General features: G+C 36.6%; 23 protein-coding genes. 10 read left to right on the forward strand and 13 right to left on the reverse strand.

The window, feature by feature from the left end; translation table 11 throughout:
* The first annotated feature begins 10 nt into the window (after nucleotides 1-10).
* Both EK417_RS03630 and EK417_RS03635 read left to right on the forward strand, forming a co-directional pair.
* Nucleotides 11-1,519, forward strand: a complete 1,509-nt coding sequence (locus EK417_RS03630) for a RagB/SusD family nutrient uptake outer membrane protein (RefSeq protein WP_136521364.1) — start codon at nucleotides 11-13, stop codon at nucleotides 1,517-1,519.
* A gap of 120 nt (nucleotides 1,520-1,639) precedes the next feature.
* Nucleotides 1,640-3,466, forward strand: coding sequence for an alkaline phosphatase (locus EK417_RS03635; RefSeq protein ID WP_136521365.1), 1,827 nt, complete (start codon nucleotides 1,640-1,642; stop codon nucleotides 3,464-3,466).
* Nucleotides 3,467-3,583: 117 nt separating this feature from the next.
* On the opposite strand, the gene EK417_RS03640 is transcribed toward EK417_RS03635, so the two are convergent.
* The 5 genes from EK417_RS03640 to EK417_RS03660 form a co-directional block, all read right to left on the reverse strand.
* Nucleotides 3,584-4,582: a phosphatidylinositol-specific phospholipase C gene (locus tag EK417_RS03640; protein ID WP_136521366.1), complete on the reverse strand. Its 999-nt coding sequence runs from the start codon at nucleotides 4,580-4,582 to the stop codon at nucleotides 3,584-3,586.
* A 398-nt stretch (nucleotides 4,583-4,980) separates the two neighbouring features.
* Nucleotides 4,981-5,661 carry a hypothetical protein gene (locus EK417_RS03645; RefSeq protein ID WP_136521367.1) on the reverse strand — a complete coding sequence of 227 codons (681 nt, stop codon included), beginning with the start codon at nucleotides 5,659-5,661 and terminating at the stop codon, nucleotides 4,981-4,983.
* Nucleotides 5,662-5,737: 76 nt separating this feature from the next.
* Nucleotides 5,738-6,958: a 3-phosphoshikimate 1-carboxyvinyltransferase gene (locus EK417_RS03650; RefSeq protein WP_136521368.1), complete on the reverse strand. Its 1,221-nt coding sequence runs from the start codon at nucleotides 6,956-6,958 to the stop codon at nucleotides 5,738-5,740.
* A gap of 69 nt (nucleotides 6,959-7,027) precedes the next feature.
* Nucleotides 7,028-7,354: a nucleotide pyrophosphohydrolase gene (locus tag EK417_RS03655; protein WP_076594856.1), complete on the reverse strand. Its 327-nt coding sequence runs from the start codon at nucleotides 7,352-7,354 to the stop codon at nucleotides 7,028-7,030.
* The gene (locus EK417_RS03660) at nucleotides 7,354-8,763 is read right to left on the reverse strand and encodes a hypothetical protein (RefSeq protein ID WP_076594857.1); all 1,410 of its coding nucleotides are present in this window, start codon (nucleotides 8,761-8,763) and stop codon (nucleotides 7,354-7,356) included. The genes EK417_RS03655 and EK417_RS03660 overlap by 1 nt, the downstream gene beginning before the upstream one ends.
* A 184-nt stretch (nucleotides 8,764-8,947) precedes the next feature.
* Between EK417_RS03660 and EK417_RS03665 the strand changes: the two genes are divergently transcribed.
* The 8 genes from EK417_RS03665 (at nucleotide 8,948) to guaB (ending at nucleotide 15,933) form a co-directional block, all read left to right on the forward strand.
* Nucleotides 8,948-9,199 (forward strand): type B 50S ribosomal protein L31, encoded by a 252-nt coding sequence (locus tag EK417_RS03665; protein WP_002976190.1) that lies wholly within the window; start codon nucleotides 8,948-8,950, stop codon nucleotides 9,197-9,199.
* A 103-nt stretch (nucleotides 9,200-9,302) separates the two neighbouring features.
* Nucleotides 9,303-10,463 carry a putative sugar nucleotidyl transferase gene (locus tag EK417_RS03670; protein ID WP_136521369.1) on the forward strand — a complete coding sequence of 387 codons (1,161 nt, stop codon included), beginning with the start codon at nucleotides 9,303-9,305 and terminating at the stop codon, nucleotides 10,461-10,463.
* A gap of 99 nt (nucleotides 10,464-10,562) precedes the next feature.
* Complete coding sequence (locus EK417_RS03675) at nucleotides 10,563-11,072, forward strand: GFO_1088 family ECF-type sigma factor (protein ID WP_002976192.1); 510 nt, start codon at nucleotides 10,563-10,565, stop codon at nucleotides 11,070-11,072.
* Nucleotides 11,047-11,736, forward strand: a complete 690-nt coding sequence (locus EK417_RS03680; RefSeq protein WP_076594859.1) for a hypothetical protein — start codon at nucleotides 11,047-11,049, stop codon at nucleotides 11,734-11,736. The genes EK417_RS03675 and EK417_RS03680 overlap by 26 nt, the downstream gene beginning before the upstream one ends.
* Before the next feature lie 16 nt (nucleotides 11,737-11,752).
* Nucleotides 11,753-13,039: a DUF4252 domain-containing protein gene (locus tag EK417_RS03685; RefSeq protein WP_228457883.1), complete on the forward strand. Its 1,287-nt coding sequence runs from the start codon at nucleotides 11,753-11,755 to the stop codon at nucleotides 13,037-13,039.
* Between the two features lie 12 nt (nucleotides 13,040-13,051).
* Nucleotides 13,052-13,555 carry a DUF4252 domain-containing protein gene (locus EK417_RS03690; protein ID WP_110368111.1) on the forward strand — a complete coding sequence of 168 codons (504 nt, stop codon included), beginning with the start codon at nucleotides 13,052-13,054 and terminating at the stop codon, nucleotides 13,553-13,555.
* Nucleotides 13,556-13,580: 25 nt separating this feature from the next.
* Nucleotides 13,581-14,285 (forward strand): hypothetical protein, encoded by a 705-nt coding sequence (locus EK417_RS03695; RefSeq protein ID WP_136521370.1) that lies wholly within the window; start codon nucleotides 13,581-13,583, stop codon nucleotides 14,283-14,285.
* 187 nt (nucleotides 14,286-14,472) lie between these two features.
* Complete coding sequence (guaB, locus tag EK417_RS03700; protein WP_076594862.1) at nucleotides 14,473-15,933, forward strand: IMP dehydrogenase; 1,461 nt, start codon at nucleotides 14,473-14,475, stop codon at nucleotides 15,931-15,933.
* Nucleotides 15,934-16,052: 119 nt separating this feature from the next.
* Here guaB and EK417_RS03705 read toward each other — a convergent pair whose 3' ends face one another.
* The 8 genes from EK417_RS03705 to EK417_RS03740 all read right to left on the reverse strand — a co-directional run bounded on the left by EK417_RS03705 (nucleotide 16,053) and on the right by EK417_RS03740 (nucleotide 22,352).
* Nucleotides 16,053-16,745, reverse strand: coding sequence for a T9SS type A sorting domain-containing protein (locus EK417_RS03705; RefSeq protein WP_136521371.1), 693 nt, complete (start codon nucleotides 16,743-16,745; stop codon nucleotides 16,053-16,055).
* 5 nt (nucleotides 16,746-16,750) lie between these two features.
* Nucleotides 16,751-17,344, reverse strand: a complete 594-nt coding sequence (locus tag EK417_RS03710) for a phage tail protein (RefSeq protein ID WP_110368116.1) — start codon at nucleotides 17,342-17,344, stop codon at nucleotides 16,751-16,753.
* Nucleotides 17,345-17,517: 173 nt separating this feature from the next.
* Nucleotides 17,518-18,588 carry a DUF4407 domain-containing protein gene (locus EK417_RS03715; RefSeq protein WP_076594866.1) on the reverse strand — a complete coding sequence of 357 codons (1,071 nt, stop codon included), beginning with the start codon at nucleotides 18,586-18,588 and terminating at the stop codon, nucleotides 17,518-17,520.
* Nucleotides 18,589-18,730: 142 nt separating this feature from the next.
* Nucleotides 18,731-19,285 carry a crossover junction endodeoxyribonuclease RuvC gene (ruvC, locus tag EK417_RS03720; RefSeq protein ID WP_034692903.1) on the reverse strand — a complete coding sequence of 185 codons (555 nt, stop codon included), beginning with the start codon at nucleotides 19,283-19,285 and terminating at the stop codon, nucleotides 18,731-18,733.
* A 221-nt stretch (nucleotides 19,286-19,506) separates the two neighbouring features.
* Entirely contained in the window at nucleotides 19,507-20,031 is a 525-nt protein-coding gene (locus EK417_RS03725; RefSeq protein WP_076594867.1) for a 2'-5' RNA ligase family protein, read from the reverse strand.
* Nucleotides 20,032-20,062: 31 nt separating this feature from the next.
* Nucleotides 20,063-21,175, reverse strand: coding sequence for a serine hydrolase domain-containing protein (locus EK417_RS03730; RefSeq protein WP_136521372.1), 1,113 nt, complete (start codon nucleotides 21,173-21,175; stop codon nucleotides 20,063-20,065).
* A gap of 210 nt (nucleotides 21,176-21,385) precedes the next feature.
* Nucleotides 21,386-22,096, reverse strand: coding sequence for a Dph6-related ATP pyrophosphatase (locus EK417_RS03735; protein ID WP_076595069.1), 711 nt, complete (start codon nucleotides 22,094-22,096; stop codon nucleotides 21,386-21,388).
* 55 nt (nucleotides 22,097-22,151) lie between these two features.
* Nucleotides 22,152-22,352, reverse strand: coding sequence for a hypothetical protein (locus tag EK417_RS03740; protein ID WP_136521373.1), 201 nt, complete (start codon nucleotides 22,350-22,352; stop codon nucleotides 22,152-22,154).
* Nucleotides 22,353-22,413: the final 61 nt, after the last annotated feature.

The following is a 22,413-nucleotide window of genomic DNA, read 5'->3' on the forward strand; positions in this document are numbered from 1 at the left end:
AGTAAAAGAAATGAAATTTTTCAATAAAATATTATTAGTATCAGGAATATCAGTGATGCTTCTTTCATGTACAGGAGAACTTGATGTTCAGCCGGAAGGAACCCCTACGGAAGCCAGTTTCTGGAAAACAGAAAACGATCTGGTTACCGGAGCAAATGCCATGTACAAGCCTTTATTCGATGGTGAATTTTATGGAAGAGGACTTTTCTGGTTTATCAATGCCAGTGATGATATGGTAACCGGAAGAGCAAAAAGTGAGGCGGATAACGCCAAAAACTTCAGCAGCAATTACATCGCAGCAGGTGATCTTGAAACCCAGTGGAACAAAAGATACAATGTGATCGGAGTGGCCAACCGTGTGATCCGTAACGTTGATAATATTCAGACTTCGCAGGCTATTAAGAATAAATATCTTGGAGAAGCCCTTTTCATGAGCAGCAGAATGTATTTTGAGCTTGCTTATTCTTACGGAAATGAAAAAGCCGGAGTTCCGATTATTGACCGTGCAAAAGATCCTGATCCCAACCCGATCCCAAGAGCCGCCAATGTAATGGAAAACTACACTTACATTGTGAATGACCTGAAAAGAGCAGCAGAATTATTACCTACTCAGGCAGAACTTCCTGCAAAAGACTATGGAAGACCTCATAAGGCCGCAGCATGGGCATTGTTGGCCAAAGTATATTTGTTTATGAAAGACTGGAAGAATGCAGAATTCTGGGCCAACGAAGTAATGACTAAAGGAAACAGAGCTTTGTTGAGTAATTTTTCAGATGTTTTCAAGGCTGAAAATAACTACAGCTCAGAATATATCTGGTCAATCCCCGGAACTCCGAAGTTTACAGCGTGGGGAAGTATTCTTCCGGGGGTAATGCTTGAAAACAAAGGATGGGGAGAATATAATGGATGGGGATATTTCCAGCCAACGAAAGAGTTATTTGATGAATATGAAGCAGGAGACCTTAGAAGAAGTACTACCATTCTTAAAATAGGAGACAAATTTACCTTTAACGGAAAAGAAAGAACATACGCTTCTTCCAATTCCCTTACCGGATACCAGTTTAATAAATATATGGATGCCTTCAAATATCAGCTGAACAGCGGTCATGTAAGTTCCAACGGAGATTATCCGTGTACAGATCTTGCTGTTCCCATTATGCGTTACGCTGAGGTGATCCTGATCAAAGCAGAAGCTTTATTGATGCAGGGAAAATCTGCAGATCAGGAAATCAATATGATCAGAATGCGTGCAGGCTTATCAGCTAAAAACGGATGTACATTGGCAGATCTAAAACATGAAAGACGTTGCGAACTGGCAGGTGAATGGGCAGACAGACACAGAGACCTTGTACGTTGGGGAGATGCACAGGCAGCTTATGCGAAGCCTCTTCACGGTATCAATGGACAGGTAGTCTGGGCAGCAAGAAACTTTAATCCGGCTGTGCATAACGTTTGGGCAGTTCCACAGGTTGAAATTGTAAACAGTCACGGAATCATTAAACAAAATGAAGGCTGGTAAAATTTAATCTTTATCTACAAGTCGCTATATCATTGCAGAACATTCTGTGATGATATAGTTTTTTCAAAGGAGTAGGGATAGACCGTTTTATGCCACCTATAAAATAATAACGATAAACAAATGAAACTATCAAAAATATTAGCTGTACTGGCACTGGCTGTTTTTTCAGAAAACCAGGCGCAGAATTATTTAAAATATAATGTTGGGAATGCCCATTCGCATAATGATTATATGCAGGAAATTCCCTTTTGGCAGGCTTATTATGCTAACTTCGGTTCTATTGAGGCAGATGTTTTTCTGGTAAAAGGGCAACTTTGGGTTGCACATACCGAAAAAGAACTTTCGGCAGACAGAACACTGGAAAATCTTTATCTAGACAATATTTCGAAACAGATTAAACTTAACAAAGGAAATATTTATCCCGATGCCAATAAAAAGCTTCAGCTGCTGATTGATATTAAACAGGATTACAAAACATCATTGGCTGCTTTGGTCAGTACATTAAAGAAATATCCGGAGATCACAGGAAATCCGGGAATTAAAATTGTTATTACCGGAGGAAGACCTCAGCCTGAAGATTTTAAAAACTATCCAAGCTATTTTTATTTCGACGGAGATCTTGACAAAAACTATTCTGCAGATCAGCTGAAAAGAATAGGAATGTTCAGTGCAGACCTTCCGGGGTTGGTAAAATGGAATGGAAAAGGAATTCCAAGGGATGAAGAAACGCAAAAAATCAAAACTGCAGTAGACAAAGCTCATGCTCAGCAGAAGCCGGTTCGTTTTTATGGAGCGCCGGATTTTCCTAATGCATGGGTAAATCTGATGGATTTAGGGGTGGATTATATCAATACCGATCATATTCCGGATCTTAAAAAATTCATGAATAGTATTCCGAAAAACTTTTATAAGAATACAAAAGAATACTCCACTTATACGCCAACTTATCAATCAGATGGTGTGGAGAAAAAAGTAAAGAATGTGATTCTTCTTATTCCGGACGGAACTTCTTTACCACAATATTATGCTGCTTTCACAGCCAATAAAGGAAAGCTGAATGTTTTCAACATGAAATCCACCGGACTTTCCAAAACCAATTCATCCAATGCTTATATTACGGATTCGGCACCGGGTTCTACAGCATTTGCAACCGGTGTGAAAACCAAAAATACGTTTGTAGGCGTTGACAATATGGGAAAAGCACTCGCACAAATTCCTGATATCATCGCTGAAAAAGGAATGGTTTCCGGATTGATTTCCACAGGAGATGTTACAGATGCTACGCCTGCTGATTTTTACGCCCATTCAGATAACAGAAACAGTTCGGAGTCTATTCTGAAAGATTTTGCCGCTTCAAAAACAAAAATATTGATCGGAGGTCCTACAAGCGGATTGTCTCAGGGTAATCTTCAGAAATTTAAGGAAGCAAAAATAGATTTGTATCAGGATTTGAAATCAGTAACGAAAATTAATAATCGTATATTGGTTATTGATCCTTTGGCTTCACAAAGAGTAACCAGTGGAAGAGGAAACTGGCTGGCTGATGCTTTTGATCTTACCTTAAATGATTTAAAGAATAATAAAAAGGGATTCTTTATGATGATTGAAGCTTCCCAGACGGATGGTGGAGGCCACAGCAATAATATTGAACAGCTGGTTACAGAATTACTGGACTTCGATCATGTTGTAGGGAAGGCGATGAAATTTGCTGACGAAAATAAAGAAACTTTAGTAATTGTGGTGGGAGATCATGAAACAGGAGGCTTAACCCTTTTAGACGGAAGCCTGAAAGAAGGCTGGATATTTGGAAACTTCAGTACGAATGATCATACTTCTATTCCTTCAAGTGTATTTGCGTACGGACCGAATTCAAAAGAATTCACAGGATTGTTTGAAAACACTGAGATCTTCAGCAAAATACTGGGAGCTTACGGAATCCAGAAATAGCTTTTAATTTATACTTTTACAAAGAGAGGCTGCTTCATTTTTGGAGCGGCCTTTTTTTTCAAAAAAGGCCGCCTTAGAAAGAGAGACGGCCTTTGAATAAATCTAACAAATAACAATTTAGAAATTGGTGTTAACGATCAATTGGGAAAGTTCAGCATTCACAAAATCAATCGGCATTATTCCGAAAGATCCGTGAGTATTGGATTGGAAGAATGTTTTAAGCCTTGGATTGATATTGTTGGATACTGTAGGAATACTTGGGATTCCAAAAATTCCAGGCTTATAACCGCTCGTGAAATTTACAAAAAGTTTACCATTCGTATCATTTTTTGCTTCATTAAGCAGGCTTGAAATTCCGTTCCACTTATCATCATTATTGGTCACCTTGTAGTAATCCTGAACCTTCAGCTGTACGCCCGAATTGTTGATGTCAAAAGTGGTATTATCCGCCCATGGTGAAGCGTTGATTCCTTTGGTTGTTCCCGAAGAGAATCTTCTTAATAACTTGATCTTTCCTCTAACAGCACCCAGCGTAGGAATATTTGCGCCAAGATCCCATTTAGAAGGATTCTTCTGTACATAAGAATCAAATGTCTGTTCAAAACTTCTGGTTGTGTTGGAAGCATCGTATTCTTCTTTTACCGACATGATAATCGTTTCAGAAGGATGACTGTTAAGAAAGGCATAACAAGCATTCAAGACATCATCAAAATTCAGATTTTGGTAAATCGCTCCGTGATGAATGGTGAAAGCATTGTCAATATGTCTGCAGCGTATATCCAGAAAACGGACTCCGGCATTCAGTTGTTCAGCAATGCTGAGGTCTTGAGTTTTAGCCGTACCTGATATAACAGGAGCATCTACACGTGCTCCTGAATCATGAGTTCCGGGAATTGAGATTTTTGAAATGGAAATATTATCCTGAAGACCAGACATCCAGCTGTTCATGGAAACAGGCAATAATGAAGCTTTACCCGTTGTTTTTGCTAAAGAAGTTAAACTGTTTTCATTAGAGTCTCTTTCCATAAGACTGTCATTGGAACAGGAAAAAAAGATAGATGCAGTAACCACCCCAAGTGTGATAGCTGTCATACGTTTCATGCTTTGTTTGAACATAGTTTTTTTATTTTTTAAGGTAGCTTAAAAATAAGAATATATCAAAGCATAAGGAGTTAATTTAACTTTAAGAGATAATTAAGTTGGTATAAAGTCCGGGAACTTGAAGTTGGAAGAAGTAAATTGGAAAACTGATTTTTCTTAACTCAAAGTTTATTTTTAGTTTCGGAAATATCGAGTAAGCAAAGATGAAATCAATGAATTTGATTTTTTCTAAGCTGGTGTATAAAAGAAAGCTTCATAACCGACATATGTCGGCCTCTTTGCCCACTTTACTATAACATTAGAATTAATTTTACTTTGCATTAAAGAAATGTAGCTGTAAAAAATCATAATAAATGAGTGTTGAAGCTCACTGTCAAACAGTAACCTCCAGTATCCAGCTTCAATCTTCCATCCTAAAAAACAAAATCCTCTTTCAGTCCGGGAATTTTGAAGTTGTGATCTCCGATAAAGAAATCATTCATTTTAATAAGAGCCGGGAATTTATAAGTAAATTCTTTGTGTAAGTTTTCGGGTACTTTAGTTTCATCATCACAGGAAGAATATTCTCTGTCAATAATCACCTTGCCTGTAGAAAAATTGATTTCGTTTGTAAAGCTGAAATCACAGGTATCTTCAAAATGATCGTGTAAACCTATCAGATAAAAATCTCCGTTCTGAAATCTGAAGATATGTTTATATTGCTGGGCATGCCTTGAGTTGGTAAAAAATAGCTGTTCAATAATAAGACCGTTATTTTTTATATTGATTGTAAGAGTATTATCTGAAGGATAAAACCCGAATCCGCTTGAAAAAATAATGGCAGAATTTTCTTTCCATACTTTTAGACTGCTGTTTTCCTTTTTCAGAATATAAAAAATCCTTTTATAGTCACTTGTACCTTCCGGGTTTTGCGTGTCTGATGCTTTTATATTGGTGTCAAAAACCAATACTACTTCATCTTTACCATCTTTGTCAAGATCCCCTTTGGTTTCTGCTATTTGGATGTATCCTTTCGGAACCGAAAAGGCTTTCAGATTCTGGGCAGATACGCCTGAAACAGATAAAACAAACAAAAAGGAAAAGAAATGTTTCATGGTTATGATATAAAATTAAAATGTGGTCATCCGAAAACAGCAATTATTTTCAAATGACCACATTTTATAATATTAATTAATGAGCCAATATGCTTTCAAGATCTTTCCAGAACATTGGATAAGACTTTTCTACTACATCTTCATCTTCAATATTGAGTTCTTTAATAAGGCAGAACGGAGCAAAACTCATCGCCATTCTATGATCCTGATACGTTTTGATTGAAATATCATCTTGTGGCTCTCCAAAACTGATTGATTTAATCGTCAAATCTGTGATCTCTGTTTCAGTACCCAGTTTTTTAAGCTCATTATATAAAGCAAGAAGCCTGTCGGTTTCCTTTACTCTTAAGGTCCCCAGTCCGGAAATCTCAAAAGGAATTTTTAAAGCGGCTGCTGTTACACAAAGAGTTTGTGCAATGTCCGGACAGTCGTTCATATCCAGCATAATTTTTTCCGGGAAAGAAAAATCAGGCAGAGGTTCAAGTGTTAGTTGATGCTCATCTTCAGAAAATGTTGTTTTAATCCCGAAAAACTTTTCATAGATATCAGCAATGGCGGAATCTCCCTGCGTAGACTCTTTATAAAAACTCTTCAGGTGAATCGTCTTTCTTCCTAACGCACAGATGGAGTAGAAGTAAGAAGCCGAACTCCAGTCGCTTTCCACTTCATAATGTACAACCTCAGAATTGTCAGGATTAAAAGGTTTTACTTTGATGGTATTTCCTTCAAAACTGCTTTGAATGCCAAATCTGGTCAGAATATCAAGGGTCATTTCAATATATGATCTTGAAGTAACATCGCCCACAAGATTAATGACCAAACCATTTTCTAGCTTTCCTGCAATAAGAAGGAGTGATGTGATAAACTGGCTTGATATATTGGCCGGAACATTCACCGAAGTCTGAGTAATCTTTCTTCCTGTAATTTTTAAAGGGGGAAAACCTTCATTTTCCATATATTCAATTTCCACTCCAAGATCCCTTAAAGCACTTACCAGATTTTTGATAGGTCTTTCCTTCATTCTTCCCGAACCTGTAAGAACGGTTGTCTTTCCTTCATGAATAGAATAATAAGAAGTAAGAAAACGCATTGCCGTTCCTGCATGATGAATGTCTACCACATCAGTATTTTCAGACAATGCTTTTTTCAGCAACTGAGTATCCTGGGAATTGGATAGATTCCCGATTTTTATATTGCTAAACAGACTTTCCAGAATCAATAAACGATTCGAAATACTTTTCGAACCGCTGATCTGTACTGTTGTATCACCTAATAATTTTGATTTTTCTAGCTTCATTATGATCTACATTATCTTTAAAATGATGAGTTATAAATGCATGTATTATTTATAACTCATCATTTATCATTATTTCAATTTTTCGTTGTTCTGATGCCGGTCTTTATCACGGTCAGTTTTAATTTTCATTTTTTTGTCGAAAGCGTCCTGTAGGTTGACTCCGGTTTGATTGGCTAAACATAATGTTACGAAAAGCACATCTGCCAGTTCTTCACCAAGATCTTTAGTCTTGTCACTTTCCTTTTCGCTTTGTTCACCATATCTTCGGGCAATGATTCTTGCTACTTCGCCTACTTCCTCTGTCAGCATCGCCATATTGGTAAGTTCATTAAAGTACCTTACCCCAATGGTCTTGATCCATTCATCCACCTGCTGTTGTAACTGCGTAATTTCCATTATTGATAAGCTCCTAAAGTTGGGTTGGTAGTTCTGGAAACATTCACAATATCAAAAGGTACCGTTGCTGCAACAGCCGCATTTCCTTTTCCAAGGGCTGGAGAACCTGGTTTTACCCTTAAATTCATTTTAGCCATAAAATAATTGACAAACTGAGGCTCTGCATTTTTTACCGTTTGTATCACATTCGGATTGTTCTCAAAAGTGAAACCTGCTCCGGTGGCACTGGTATATTTGATTAATGAATTTTGAAGTAAAAATTCAAACTGCTGTCCCGGAGTTTGTTCAAAATGAACAGCATCATCCCTGTCAGAATATATAATACTATTTTTGATGTCAAGCTGCTGCAAAGCACCTTGTTGTGTCTGCCCGGCATCATTTTTCCATTCATTGGCGGCAAAAATTCCTGCTCTGTCGAAAGAACTCATGGTCTTGGAGTAATTCGCAATCGTAGCATGAGTATAGCTATGTTTTCCACCCAGGAAAATCCCTACACAGGATAAACCGCAGTTGTTCATTACAAGATTGTTGGCATTTACTGTAGAACCTACAGCATAAATTCCATATTCAAAGAAAGTATGGATGAAGGAATTGGTGATGGTAGCATTGGTCTGCTTCATATCCAGTCCTCTTGTGCCTCCGAAAAGTCTTGCATGGTTCATCTTAAGGGTGGAATTGGCTTCCATTTTAATAGAATTCCAGTTTTTAGGAATCGTATCATAATAAGGATCATTTCTGTCACCACGAAGAATAACCTGATCTGCCTGAGTACCGTTGATATTTAAAAAGGCTCCCGAAGAAACTTTCATTCCACTGTTTTTATGGAAGTACACTTTAGTTCCGGCATTGATATCAAGAGTCACATTGGGATTGATAGTCAGATTTCCATAGATGATCTTCGCTTTATTGTTATTCCATGTGGTGGAATTGGTAATCACATTCGGATTGCCTGGTGTCTGGATGAAAAATTCAGCATCCTGAACCACAGAAAATAAAGTCACATGCTGTTGTCCGCCAGGGCTGGTGAAAAGAACTTTGTCTTCTGCAATCGCTTCCGGTCCTGTAGCTTCCGGAGCAATTTCAACAAAAATATAAAGGCTGTCTTTCTTTCTTAAAGGAACATTTTTAAAATCATATCCCGGTTTTCCATCTACATTGATTCTATATAATGAAGCAGCTCCTTTTTCAAGGTTCACTCTTGGGATCATAATGTCCTTATCTTCATTGTTATATACTTTCACAACATAAGTTTCTGAACGTACCTGATGATATACCGTATCACAGAATACTGTATCTCTTGAGAAACGAAGCTCCTGCGTGGGACTGTCAAACGTTATGTCATCTTTATTACATGATACTGCTACAAGTAACATCCAGAAGGAAAAAGCCAGTAATAATTTGAATTTCATTGAAATTAAAGTTTAAGTAAGTTCCAAATTTAACGAAAATACTTTGAATTTCTTATCAATAAAAAAATATTGAATTCAGTATTTGGAAATTTAAAAAAATGTTGTATTTTTGCAACCTAAAATTTAGCAGAGAAATATCCATTACTATTTCGAAAGCAAACTTAATTTTTTTAAAAATAGTATTATGAAAAACGGAATCCACCCAGAAAATTATAGACTTGTTGTTTTCAAAGATATGAGTAACGACGAGGTGTTTCTTTGCAAGTCTACTGCAGAAACAAAAGACACTATCGAGTACGAAGGACAAGAGTATCCTCTAATCAAAATGGAGATCTCTTCAACTTCTCACCCTTTCTACACTGGTAAAGTAAAACTAGTTGACACTGCAGGTAGAGTTGATAAGTTCATGAACAAATACAAAAAATTCGCTAAATAATTTTTTGTACTTAAAAATATTAAAGTCTTCCAGTTCTTTGGAAGACTTTTTTTATTGTAAATTTGTTAACCTTGAATTTTAAACTTTAAATCAAAACTGAACGATGCAATTAGTATTTTCAGATGCACAATATTGGGAAGACTTTCTTCCGCTTACTTTTACCCGTCCGGTTGCTGCAATGCGATGTGGAATTCTTACATTTTCAGAAAGATGGCAGAAAATTCTCGAAAACACAGAGGTTTCATACTTCACAGAAATGTATCTTCAGGAGAAATTTAAAAGCCCGGAGGAAAAAGAAAGCCTCTTTTTAGTTCCAAATTTTCTTCCCACAGAGATTGTAATTCAACAGATTAAAGATCTTAAGCAAGGAGAAGCTTTGGTTTATGAAGACGAATTAATCGCTGCAAAAATCAATATGAGAGGTTTTTCTCTGAACCAGATTGAGAAAATGACAGACATTAAGGAGGATCTTGTTTTCTTTAAAAGACCCAAAGATCTGTTTACCTATAATCATCATGCGATTGATTTTGACTTTGATCTGCTTACCAAAGGAAGAACTTCGCAGGAATTATCCTCCACAAATGGATTTTTAGGAGATAAAAAAGATCTGTTTATCGAAGAAGGAGCTGAAATTGAATTTTCCACCCTGAATACTAAAACCGGAAAAATTTATATTGGTAAAAATACAGAGGTTATGGAAGGCTGTCATCTTCGCGGGCCAATCGCTCTTTGTGATGATTCCAAATTGAATCTTGGAGCTAAAATTTATGGGGCTACCACAATCGGTCCTCACTGTAAAGTAGGAGGAGAAGTGAATAATATCATTATCTTCGGATATTCCAGTAAAGGGCACGAAGGTTTTGTAGGAAACTCTGTGATTGGGGAGTGGTGTAATTTTGGAGCAGATACCAATTCTTCAAACATGAAAAATAATTATGGAAACGTTAAATTCTGGAATTACAGAACCAAAACTTTTGAAGATACAGGATTGCAGTTTGCGGGATTGATTGTAGGTGATCATTCCAAAACGGCTATCAATACCCAATTGAATACAGGAACGGTAATTGGTGTTGCTTCCAATATCTTCAAACCAGGTTTTCCACCTAACCTTGTGGAAAACTTTTCATGGGGCGGACTGAAAGATGATGAAAGATTCAAACTTGATAAAGTATACGAAGTAGCAGAAAGAGCCATGGCGAGAAGGAAAGTAGCGTTAACAGAAGAAGATAAAGCGATTCTGAAACATATTTTTGATACGTATTAATTCGATTATAATAAAAACTTCAAATTTTTTTGAAGTTTTTTTATTTTTGATGTAATAGATAAGTAATGGCAATTGTCTTACCTATAAGAAACAAAACTCATGACCCAAGAAACTTTCAAGAATACGGTGTTTATTCTCAAAGACGAGATGTATCGTTTTGCGAAGCGGTTTGTCATGAGCAGTGATGAAGCGGAAGATGTAGTACAGGATCTCATGATGAAGTTTTGGCAGAAGAGGGATGAGCTTGAGCAATTCGGGAATTTTAAATCCTATGCGCTGAAGTCGGTCCGGAACGAATGCCTGAACCGTCTGAAGCATCACGATGTAAAAATCGGCTTTGCGGATATGCAGCTTCATCGCTCGGAGCTTTACAGTATGGAAGTTGATAACCTTAAGGAACATATTGTAGGATTTATCAATCAGCTCCCTGAAAAACAGAAGATGGTCATCCACTTGAAAGATGTAGAAGAATATGATGTTTCCGAAATTTCTGAAATGCTGGAAATGGAGGAAAATGCAGTAAGGGTAAACCTGATGCGTGCGAGACAAAAAGTAAAAGAACAAATCTCACAACTGATGAGCTATGAAAAAAGATCAATTACAAGATAAATACAACGAAGTCTTCCGGGAAATTAAGGAAGAAAAAATGGACTGGAGTTTTGAAGACTTTCTTCAGACTGCAGAAGGTGCGGAGCCTGAACAGAATACAGCACCTGTTATTCCATTGGAAGAACAGAAAAAGCCCTCCTTTCCCAAATGGTTCTGGATGGCCGCCGGTGTAATATTGATTTTCGGGATCGGTTTATTTCTCAACTCTAATAATTCCGGTACAGCAGATGTACAGGACAGGGAAAAACTGGTAAAAGACGAGATCTTAAAACAGAAGTCCGGGTTCATTGAAGAAAACAGCGATCATCAGGAACAGGTTGCCGTGAATCACACAGACTCTATTTCCGGAGTGAAAAAAGATTCTGTTTTTCAGGATAACCAGGTGGCAGAAAAAGATGTTATGGACGAAATTCTGCCTAAAAGAGGAAGACTTAAAAAGGAAAGAAAACCCAGATATGTAGATAATTCTTCCTTCCCGAATAAAAATACAAATGATTCTGCTTCTGCATACAATGACTCATATGTCATTGTAAACGGTAAGAGAATCAGCAGTGAAAAAGAAGCCCTGGATGTTACCAGATATTCTTTTATGAAATTAGGAAACGAGTTTAAAAAAACAGTAGCATCTTCCCAAAAAAATGAAAATCTTGACAGCGAATACTAAAAATCAGATCAATCTCATGAAAAAAATATTTTTTATAATAGCCATAATGCTAAGCAGCTTTGCAACTTATTCTGCACAGACTGAGAAATTGGATAAGCTTTTTCAGGATTTTGAAAAAAATGGAAGAGTAACATCTATCAACATCAAGAAGCCAATGTTCAAACTATTGAATACCATTGATGTGAATGATGCTTATATTGGAAAAATAAAACCTATCTTGAATGAGGTAGATGGTCTTAAAATTCTGATTATCCCTAAAATCACTTTCCCAGACCGTTTAAAAGATGAGAATCTTGCCAATATAAAAATGAATGAAGATAAGACAGAAAGAGTGAACAAAGCTTTAAAGTCTCTTAACTTCAATGAACTGATGTCCATGAGCAGTGATGGAACCTCTATGAAGTTCCTGGCTGAAGAAGAAAGAGATAATTATCTGGAAAATCTTGTTTTCAACGTTGATTCCAAGGAAGAGAATATTATTTTTATTCTCAACGGAAAAATGAAATTATCAGATGTCAATAAAATCATTAATTCTGGTGAAACAAGTACTTCTACTATGACTAGTACCACGAGAAGCAGCCTTACATCAGATAATACTTCTTCTTACCTGAACGGAGATAACAGAAATGTAGGTGAATTCTCAAAAATAGATGCCAGCGTTGGGGTAAATGTTACCTTCAAACAGGAAAATACCAGAAGTGTAAAGGTGATTGCAGATGCAGATAAACTTCAATATGTTATCACCAGAGTGGAAAGCGGAGTGTTAAAAATATACGTGGATAATAAAGGAGTCCGTAATCTGAGATTTAAAAATCTTAATGTTAACGTTTCTGCTCCTAATCTTCAAAGTATAAAAACTTCATCCGGAAGTATTTTTACAGCAGTGAATCCTGTTAATGAAAATAATATGGAGATTGATGCAGAATCTGGTTCTGTTATTAAAGGAACTTTCAATGCGAGACAGTCAGCAGCTGTTACAGTAAGTTCCGGAGCTGTTGTGAATGCTGAACTCACCACACAGAAACTGGCTTTGGATACCTCTAGCGGAGCAAGTGTAAGCTTATCCGGAGAAGCTGTTTCCGCAGTAATAGAAACGAGCAGTGGAGCTTCGTGTAAAGCCGATGACCTAAAGATTACCACAGCAGTAGCAGAATCTACTTCAGGAGCAAGTCTTTCCTTACTTGTTACAGACAAGTTGAAAGTAAGTGTTTCTTCAGGAGCTGATGTAAAACTGAGAGGAAACCCTGAGCTGGATGCCAAAGTGGACAAAATTTCGGGAGGCAGCTTAAGACAAATCAAATAAAAAAACTAAACGATGAAAACTCTTAAAAACATTTTTCTTTCTATTCTGATAATGGGTGTGCTTCAATCATGTATTGTTTCAGAAAAGCCGAACATTGATTTTTTTCAGAATTCAAAATATGATTTCAGAGGAGCGCAGTTTGCAAGTATTAATGTACCCATGGTTTTGGCTAAATCTTATATTAAGAAAGCTCTGAGAGAAGAAGGGGAAAGCGAAGAGACCATAGAACTGGTTAAAAAAGCTTCTAAAATAAAGGTTCTTACTGTAACCAATGGGAATGAGAAAATGCTAAATGATTACGCTCAGTTTTTGAATCATAATCATTATGAAGAGTGGGCCAGCATAAAACATGATGGAGATGATATCAACATTAGGGTAAAACAGGATGGAGAGATTATAAAAAATATGCTGATCACCGTAGGTTCTAAGAAAAATGAAATAGTATTCGTAGATGTGAAAGGAAACTTTACCGCCAATGATATCTCAAAAATGATTAATTCTGTTTCCGGTAAATAATCATACCCCCTCAAATATTCGCAGCATGGAAAAATTAATAAGAGAAGTCCGAATCCTTAAAATCTATGCAGTTGTACTTACCGTACTATGTGCCATGTTTTTCTTTCTCGCCTTTAAAAATCAGTCTTCCAACGAACGTTTTAAAGAAATAGATGTGGAACGTATCAATATTGTTGAAAAAGACGGAACGTTAAAGATGGTCATCAGCAATAAAGAACGTCAGCACCCCGGTTTGGTGAACCATAAAGAGATGAATCCACGGGAGAGAGAAGCGGGACTTATTTTTTTCAACTCCATGGGAGACGAATGCGGAGGTCTTGTGTATGATGGCAATGAAAAGGAATCCGGGATGGCATATTCCGTGGATCAGAGAAATACAGATCAGATTATGCAGCTGCAATATTCTGAATCAGCGGGTAAGGATAAAAAGAGAGTATATGGATTGAAACTTTGGGACCGACCTGATGATTTTCCTATGGAGTATCTTATTAAAGCAGCTGATTCCATCAAGAAACTGAACAATCCGGAAGCCTCCAGAAAAGCATTTGCACAATTGAAGGAGAAACGTAGGTTAGGAAGTGAGCGCTTCTTCGCAGGCAAGACAGCCAATGGTGATGTAGGAATCTTTATCCGTGATACCAATGGGAAAGTAAGATTAAAATTATACATTGATAAAAATAATCAGACCCACATTGAAAATATCGATGAAAATGGAAACCTGGTGAAATAGACCTTTGATTTTCCTATTTAACATATAATAAAGTAGTTTCATACTCATTCAATTATTTTGTACCGTAACCGTTCCGACAAAAGAACGGTTTTTTGATTTAAGTTATTGATTATTAATTTTTATTTAAACTATTAAAAAGGATTTTCATATCTCACTAAAATAACCTAATTTTGCAAAGAAAGTAAAGATGTCTATTCATAACAAAATTGTAGAGACAGCCATCACTTTCGATGACGTTCTTCTAGTCCCTTCTTATTCAGAAGTTTTACCTAACCAGGTTTCATTAAAATCAAGACTTACCGACAAAATCACGCTGAATGTTCCGATAGTTTCCGCTGCGATGGACACTGTTACTGAAGCTGATCTGGCCATTGCTTTAGCAAGAGTTGGAGGTTTAGGATTTATCCATAAAAACATGACAATCGCTGAGCAGGCAGCTCAGGTAAACCGTGTAAAACGTTCCGAAAACGGAATGATCTCTGATCCGGTAACTCTATCTAAAGATCATACCTTAGGTGAAGCTAGAGATCTTATGTCAAGATATAAGATTTCTGGTCTTCCTGTGGTAGATCCTGATAATATCCTTATTGGAATTATTACCAACAGAGATGTAAAATATCAGGAAAATCTTGATATGAAAGTGGAAGAGATCATGACCAAAGAAAATCTGATCACTTCAGACAAAGATACCAATCTTGAAAAAGCAAAAGAAATCCTTCTTAAGAACAGAGTTGAAAAACTTCCTATCGTAGATAAAGACAATAAACTTGTAGGTTTAATTACCATCAAGGATATCGATAATCAGTTGGAGTATCCTAATGCTAATAAAGATGAAAATGGCCGTCTTATCGTAGGAGCAGGAGTAGGCGTAGGAGAAGATACGTTAACGAGAATTGAGGCTTTAGTACAGGCAGGAGTTGATATCGTAGCGATTGATTCTGCACATGGTCATTCTAAAGGAGTTTTAGATAAAATTTCAGAGATCAGAAAAGCATATCCTAACCTTGATATTGTAGGAGGAAACATTGTAACCGCAGATGCTGCAAAAGATCTTATTGCAGCAGGAGCAAATGTATTGAAAGTAGGAGTGGGGCCAGGATCTATCTGTACCACCAGAGTAGTGGCCGGAGTAGGAGTTCCTCAGCTATCTGCCATCTATAATGTTTACGAATATGCTAAGTCTAAAAATGTAGCAGTAATTGGCGACGGAGGTATCAAGCTTTCCGGAGATATTGTAAAAGCTATCGCTAGCGGTGCAGGTGCTGTAATGTTAGGTTCACTTTTAGCAGGTACAGATGAGGCTCCGGGAGAAGAAATTATCTTCCAGGGAAGAAAATTCAAATCTTATCAGGGAATGGGAAGTCTTTCAGCAATGAAGAGAGGTGGTAAAGAAAGATATTTCCAAAGTGAAGCTAAAAAATTCGTTCCGGAAGGAATTGAAGGAAGAGTTCCGCATAAAGGAAAGCTGGAGGATGTTATTTTCCAGCTGACAGGAGGTTTAAGAGCCGGAATGGGATATTGTGGTGCAAAAGATATTGAAACCCTTCAAAGAGACTCAAAATTAGTTATGATTACCGGAAGCGGATTGAAAGAATCTCACCCGCATGACGTAATTATTACACAGGAAGCCCCGAATTATTCTTTATAAAAACTAAGAAATATTCAATATAAAATGTCCTCATATTAATGGGGACATTTTTTTTATGTTCTATATTGAAAGTTCTATTCATAAAAAAAGCCTCCGGAAATTTCGAAAGCTTTAATAATTTATTTTTTTACAAATTTAAATTGATGAGTCTGAAAATTTCGGGTATTTATTTTCAGTACATATCCACCGGGGACAAGTTGAGAAACATCAATCATTGAATCAAACGATTCCGATTTTACCAAACGTCCGTCCATATTATAGATTTGGACAGACAATCCGTTGTCAATACCGGAAATATGTATAAAATCAACCACTGGATTAGGGAAGATCTGTATTTTATTTTTTGAAAGATCTGAAGTTCCTAATGTGGTGCTCTGTACATCACCTGTCATAGTAGAATTTACAGCAGTAAGGTTTCCTCCACACTGTCCGTTTGTAATTGCTGTATTCTCTACCCAGGTTCCAACAATATTACCAGGAGGGATAGGAAGAGAATTATTTCCTGTTGAATTATAATAAAGCAAAGACGGAGTGGTAAATGTTCCGTTTCCTTCATCTCCAAGAAACTCCCATCTTGTAAGCGTATTGTTCCATTGGATTTTAAATTCGCAGGTACCTAATCCGCTACAATCTTGTCCGCCATCAATAGGAGTAGTCATATAGATGTTCTTACTAAAGGCATCTACTCCAGTTTTGTTAAATACAAAAGTATTAGGTGGACTGTCAAACAGATTAGGACATCCACTGAAAGTTATTGTCTGCGTGAAAGCTGAGCTTCCTATAGCAAGACATAGTAAGTAAAGAATTTTCATAATTATTAGTTTTGCGATGGAAATACTCCAGCTAATGCAATGATGCATTTCAGGGTAATAAAGGGAGGTCTGTTTTCATGGGGCTGGCTTCCTCCGGCGTTGTTTACCATTGTACTCTTCATAGTAGTGTTTGCTGATGCATCAGAATATTCTTTATCAAGAATTTTGGTATCTGCCGGAAGGTTGTTAGTTGGAGAATTTTGATTCCCTTCCGCCGTTACTGCATTTATAGTATGATTGTGAGCCGGCATTTGTGTTATCAGTAATGTTACACTTTCAGCTCCGCCGGTTTGTCCCATTGTGTATGTTGTAGGTCCTCCCGGAGCCTGTCCGTTATGAACAACTACTCTTCCCCTCATATCAGGTAAAGCAAATGTGGTAATTCCGTTTCCTCCATAGGTAGTTCCTAACAATGAAAACAATGCTTGATTTTGTGCGATGGGCAAAAGCTGCCCATTACATTCTGCCCAGTATTTTGGAGCAAAATTATAAGGTACAAAGGCTATTTGGCCTAAAAATGGTTCTGATGCCTGTGCTTTCAGAGCAGGAGAAAATGCGCTGCCTATCAGCAGTGTACATGCAAAAATTAAGTTTTTCATGATAATAAGGATTTTATGTAGTATAAAATTAGAAAATATTTTACATAAAACGCTTAATTAAAAGAAAAACCTTTCGTTATATAACAAAAGGTTAGGTTTTATTTATTAGAAAATGATTTATTATAGATTTTTTCTCTAATGTTTAAGATTGGATAGTATATGAAAAGATCACTTTAATTTTTCAGATTATCTTTAAAATCATCGATTCTGAAATCAGTCAGTGCATTTCCTTTTTCAATTTTTTCTTTGGAATATAACCTGAAATCGTTTTCTGTTTTTTCTAAAAGATAATCATAGGGTCCTATATGAGAGATCAGTTTTACCAGTACCGGAGAAATCTCAAGACAGATAAACAATCCCATGATAAAAGTGGCTGCAAGTCCAATGATCGCAGAATTTTTACCAAGTTCGTCCAGGGCCTGTAGCCTTGCTGCAAAACCATTGAATTTATCTTCAAATGTTTCTGTAGATTTTCTTTCCGTTTCCAGATTCGTGTATACCTTGGATATTTCTTTGTCTAAATATTCCAGTCTTGGCGCTGCCTGCTTCTGATAATTTTCCAGATCCAGTCTGCGTTGCTCCTTTAATTGCTGCTTACGTTTTGCATTGGGACCATAACCTTCTTTTCCACTGGTTAATCCCGATTGTTTACCCAGGATTTCTTTTTCAAGCTCTACAGAAGCTGAGTCGTACGACCGCTGATATTGAGCGATCTTTCCTGAAATCTGCTGCTTTTCGGTTTCAAAAGGACCGCTCTGTTGAAGAATCCTGCCGTTCATTTCTCCCTGAAGCTGTTTTTTATTTCTTTGAATGATAGTGTTCAGCTGTTTATTGACCTCCTTTTCAAAGATTTTAAGCTCTAAAGGTTTGGAAATAATAATTCCCAGGAACGTAGCAAGGATGAGACGGGGAATAGCCATCAGAATCTGATTCCACCATGTTCCTGTTTTTTTGATGGAAGAAACAATATAACGGTCAAGATTGAAAATCATCAGGCCCCATAAGATTCCAAATCCTACAGCCGCCCAAATATTGTCGAATACTGTATACATAGCATAGCCTGCAGACAAAGTGGCGAATACTGCAGTGAAAAGAACAATCCCTCCAATGCCGGAAAATTTATTCCATTCACTCGGAGTCTTTCTTAAAATATGGATGTTCCCGCCTGAACATACCATCAGAAACTTTTGGAACCAGTTTATTTTATGAGTCCCTTGATTTATAGTTTGTTGGTTTGTTTTCATAACTGAAAATTTATACAAAGGTAGTACTAAAAATCATACCAATGTAAAAGATAGTATTATGTTTTACCAAGTAATTATGTGTATTTGTATAAGGTGCTGTTTTTAAGGGTGTTAATTTTTAATTTTGAAAATTTGTAAAAAGCTATTTCAGTCTGTCCGGATTCTGTTTCAGGAAACTCTCCCATCCCGAATACGATTTCGTATCTGCAATCGTCCCGGAATTAAAGTGATGACATACTGCTACGGCAAGACCATCCGATGCATCTAGATATTTTGTAGGAAATTCCTTTAATTTAAGAAGGTTTTGAAGCATACCTGCTACCTGTTCCTTACTGGCATTTCCATTTCCGGTGATTGCCATCTTGATTTTTTTTGGAGAATATTCGGTAATAGGGATATTTCTGTAGAGACTGGCAGCCATGGCAACGCCCTGAGCACGTCCAAGTTTAAGCATACTCTGCACGTTTTTTCCGTAGAAAGGAGCTTCAAGAGCGACTTCATCAGGGTGAAATTCGTCAATGAGAGATAGTGTTCTTTCAAAGATATACTTCAGTTTAGTTTCGTGATTGGGATATTTTTTTAAGATCAGTTCATGAATAGAGACCATCTCCATTTTTCCTTTTTTTACGGAGATAATACCAAATCCCATTACCGTTGTCCCCGGGTCAATTCCTAAAATTATTTTCTCTGAAATCATTGCTTCAAAGATATGACTTTCTATCTTTTAAGTGTAAAAAAGTATCCGCAAAGATTTTAATTCATATGAAAGTACACAATCATAATATTCTTCATGTTACTGGAATCCTTATTAAAGAAAAACAGGATTTTAAAAAAATACATGTGTGCATGATATTTCTGAAAAACTGATCCAGAAGATTATAAATGAGAAATAAAGCTCAACCGGCTCCATCAGCGGTTTTATTTTTTCAGTTTTTTCTCTGCTATAGGTATCCACTGGCCATCATGACGAAGAAGGATTATTTTATCTACTAAAAATTTAGTTTTGTATTCCTTGTTTTCATATTTTTCCCAGGCCTTAAGATAATTTTCCCAGGTCAGATCTCTGAATCCTACAGTCATATGAGGATGAAAAGAATACTGGGCAAAATTAAAGTACTCTTTTACCCTATGATAAAGCTCTGTTAAATGAATATTTTCTTTTGGCTGAATATAGAGTACAGGATTTTTAGGATTGGGAAAGCTTCCAAAGCCATCCAGTTCTACTTCAAAAGGGATGATATCCGTATTAATCTTCTGAAAAGCAATATGAATATCATCCTCCAGTTCAGTTTCTCTTGAAAAGGGAGGGAATAGTGTGATATGAGCCTCGTTTTTCAACGCTTTGGAATTGGCATAATTCATTACCAGATCTTTTTTAAAGGCTTTTACTTCTTCAATAATCTCCTGTGGAGGATAAATCGCTATGAAGTACATTTTTTTCATACAGCAATTTAGTTTTTTTTAGTTCTGAAAACTAATGTTTTGATCTAAGCTCTGTAAGCGTATTCTCAAGATGATCAGTGATCTTTTTTACTTCAATATGCGGTCTGAAGATCAAACCTTTTCCTCTTTCCTCATCAGCAATATTAGACAGAATGATTACGGATGTTTTTGTGTCCGGATAATAAATATTTAAAGAGGGAGAACCTTTTACATAACCACTGTGGAAATAAGAATTGGGGTGGCCGATATTAAGCATGACTCCGTAAGCGTAACCCATTTTCCCAAAAATAGCATGGTGTCTTTCCGCACTCTTAGCCATAAAGAGTTTCAGGGTTTCAGGTTTTAGAATTTTTCCTCCGTACAGAGCATTATTCCATGAATGAAGATCCTGAATGGTAGATAATATTCCACCGGCAGGTGTTCCTATTTCTGGTCCGCCTAATCTTTTCGGCATATTGGGGACCTCAGAGAATTTGACAGGAGTTCCAACATAAGCACTGGCAAAATGAGTTCCTTGAAAACTATCTCCCGTTGAGGAATGAGTCATTCCTGATCTTTTAAAAAGTTCCAATGCATTTTCATGATAGGATTTTCCGGATACTTTTTCCACAATCTTTCCAAGTGCATTGAATCCATCGTTGGAATAAAAGAAATCTGATCCGCTTTTAAACATCAGTTTTCCGCCCATCAGATTCAACCCGGAAGTATGATTTAACAGCTGATGAATGGTAATGTTTTCATATTCTTTGATCTGAAATTCTTTCAGGTATTTTGATGCCTTATCTGTCACATTAAGTTTTCCTTCTTCCATTTGAAGCAAGATCAAAACAGCCGTGAACTGCTTGCTAACCGAACCTATTGCAAAAATGGTATTACTGTCAATTTTAGTTTTCTTCTTAAAGTCAGAATATCCGTTTTCTCGTCTGTAAAGTGGAGTAGAATCTTTAAAAACGGCAATACTTCCATTGAAATGGTACTTCTTGAAAGTAGAATCAATCTGTTGTTCTAAAAGGGTTTTCTGAAAAGCGGTAATGGTAGAATCAATGATGGCTTTTTTATCAACAGGGGCAATTTGTTGAACCTCGGTTGTTGTACAGGAAAATAAAAAACAAAAAAAGGACAGGAATACTAAATTTTTGATCACAGGTGTTGTATTTTTTAATGATGATTGATATTCTTAAAGATAGCAAAATATCCAAAAGAGCAGTATGGGAAGCAAATTGCGTGCTAAGATAGCCTGCATGATCAGGTTAATGCAGAGGTAATCCGCTTTTGTGGAAAATTTAAGTGCTATGAATGGAAGTATTTTTGAAAAATAATACATTAAAAAACCTGTGAAAGAATATTCACAGGCTTATTTTAATAGCAGATCACGGAACCAGAAAACATATTCCCCATCTTCTTCTTCAGGAGTTGTTTTAGGTTTAGGATAAGTCTTTTTAACTGTTTCTCCTATTTCGAACTGAACCGGATTTTTGAAAATAGGGCCATCAAAAGTAAAAGTATGAAACTCTCCGTTTTCTCCGCATGGATCTACATTTTCAGGAAGGTCATCAATGAATTGCTGATCAATAATTCGTCCAGCGAAGCTTTGATCAAGATAAGATCCGTTCACACATGTTACAATCGTTTTAAAGCCAAGATCTAAAAATTCATGAATGAGGTTAGTTGTATCTTGTTTCCACAGAGGAAATACGGCTTTCATACCGATGGCCGTTAACTGGTCTTCCCTGTATTTTCTCAGATCTTCCAGAAAAATATCTCCAAAAATGGAATGGGTAATACCCTGAGCTTTAATTCCAGTCATTGTTGTACTCATGATCTGTTGGTATTCTTCCATAGAGGGTTCTTTAGGAAGTTCCATTTTAATTAACGGAATTCCAAGACTTTCGGCCTGCTTTTCTAAAAGAGAAATAGGCACACCGTGCATAGAAATCCTTTGGAATTCCTGATTGATGCTGGTAAGCAGAGTAGAAATCTCATATTGATCTTCCTGTAGTATTTTGTAAAGAGCAAGGGCGGAATCTTTTCCGCTGCTCCAGTTGAATAAAGCTTTTGGTTTCATTGTAAAATTAAAATCTCCCAAAAATAAGGAGATTTTATTTACAAAGGAGACTTCCTTATTTTGAAGCTGGCTTTCCGTAATTGTTTAGGGAGCTTGTAACATCAACTCTATTTTTCTCCGCCTGTTCTCTTTTTTGTAGTTCTTCAGCGTTTCTAGCCATATCGCTTTTATGAGAGGTATCTACATTAGAGGTTTTACAGGAACCTAACGCTACAAAAAGACCCAACACCAAAATAATTTTAATATATGTTCTCATTCAATTTTTTTTGATGGTAAATATAGAGGATCAGATCATTTTATTTTTAATTTTTAACAAA

The sequence above is a fragment of the Chryseobacterium candidae genome (genome assembly GCF_004916905.1).
GTDB lineage: Bacteria > Bacteroidota > Bacteroidia > Flavobacteriales > Weeksellaceae > Chryseobacterium > Chryseobacterium candidae.

What these genes read in the sequence shown, in the direction of transcription:
- EK417_RS03630 (WP_136521364.1), top strand. Translation starts at nt 11, where the DNA reads ATGAAATTTTTCAATAAAATATTATTAGTATCAGGAATATCAGTGATG.
- EK417_RS03635 (WP_136521365.1), top strand. Translation starts at nt 1,640, where the DNA reads ATGAAACTATCAAAAATATTAGCTGTACTGGCACTGGCTGTTTTTTCA.
- EK417_RS03640 (WP_136521366.1), bottom strand. Translation starts at nt 4,582, where the DNA reads ATGTTCAAACAAAGCATGAAACGTATGACAGCTATCACACTTGGGGTG.
- EK417_RS03645 (WP_136521367.1), bottom strand. Translation starts at nt 5,661, where the DNA reads ATGAAACATTTCTTTTCCTTTTTGTTTGTTTTATCTGTTTCAGGCGTA.
- EK417_RS03650 (WP_136521368.1), bottom strand. Translation starts at nt 6,958, where the DNA reads ATGAAGCTAGAAAAATCAAAATTATTAGGTGATACAACAGTACAGATC.
- EK417_RS03655 (WP_076594856.1), bottom strand. Translation starts at nt 7,354, where the DNA reads ATGGAAATTACGCAGTTACAACAGCAGGTGGATGAATGGATCAAGACC.
- EK417_RS03660 (WP_076594857.1), bottom strand. Translation starts at nt 8,763, where the DNA reads ATGAAATTCAAATTATTACTGGCTTTTTCCTTCTGGATGTTACTTGTA.
- EK417_RS03665 (WP_002976190.1), top strand. Translation starts at nt 8,948, where the DNA reads ATGAAAAACGGAATCCACCCAGAAAATTATAGACTTGTTGTTTTCAAA.
- EK417_RS03670 (WP_136521369.1), top strand. Translation starts at nt 9,303, where the DNA reads ATGCAATTAGTATTTTCAGATGCACAATATTGGGAAGACTTTCTTCCG.
- EK417_RS03675 (WP_002976192.1), top strand. Translation starts at nt 10,563, where the DNA reads ATGACCCAAGAAACTTTCAAGAATACGGTGTTTATTCTCAAAGACGAG.
- EK417_RS03680 (WP_076594859.1), top strand. Translation starts at nt 11,047, where the DNA reads ATGAAAAAAGATCAATTACAAGATAAATACAACGAAGTCTTCCGGGAA.
- EK417_RS03685 (WP_228457883.1), top strand. Translation starts at nt 11,753, where the DNA reads ATGAAAAAAATATTTTTTATAATAGCCATAATGCTAAGCAGCTTTGCA.
- EK417_RS03690 (WP_110368111.1), top strand. Translation starts at nt 13,052, where the DNA reads ATGAAAACTCTTAAAAACATTTTTCTTTCTATTCTGATAATGGGTGTG.
- EK417_RS03695 (WP_136521370.1), top strand. Translation starts at nt 13,581, where the DNA reads ATGGAAAAATTAATAAGAGAAGTCCGAATCCTTAAAATCTATGCAGTT.
- guaB (WP_076594862.1), top strand. Translation starts at nt 14,473, where the DNA reads ATGTCTATTCATAACAAAATTGTAGAGACAGCCATCACTTTCGATGAC.
- EK417_RS03705 (WP_136521371.1), bottom strand. Translation starts at nt 16,745, where the DNA reads ATGAAAATTCTTTACTTACTATGTCTTGCTATAGGAAGCTCAGCTTTC.
- EK417_RS03710 (WP_110368116.1), bottom strand. Translation starts at nt 17,344, where the DNA reads ATGAAAAACTTAATTTTTGCATGTACACTGCTGATAGGCAGCGCATTT.
- EK417_RS03715 (WP_076594866.1), bottom strand. Translation starts at nt 18,588, where the DNA reads ATGAAAACAAACCAACAAACTATAAATCAAGGGACTCATAAAATAAAC.
- ruvC (WP_034692903.1), bottom strand. Translation starts at nt 19,285, where the DNA reads ATGATTTCAGAGAAAATAATTTTAGGAATTGACCCGGGGACAACGGTA.
- EK417_RS03725 (WP_076594867.1), bottom strand. Translation starts at nt 20,031, where the DNA reads ATGAAAAAAATGTACTTCATAGCGATTTATCCTCCACAGGAGATTATT.
- EK417_RS03735 (WP_076595069.1), bottom strand. Translation starts at nt 22,096, where the DNA reads ATGAAACCAAAAGCTTTATTCAACTGGAGCAGCGGAAAAGATTCCGCC.
- EK417_RS03740 (WP_136521373.1), bottom strand. Translation starts at nt 22,352, where the DNA reads ATGAGAACATATATTAAAATTATTTTGGTGTTGGGTCTTTTTGTAGCG.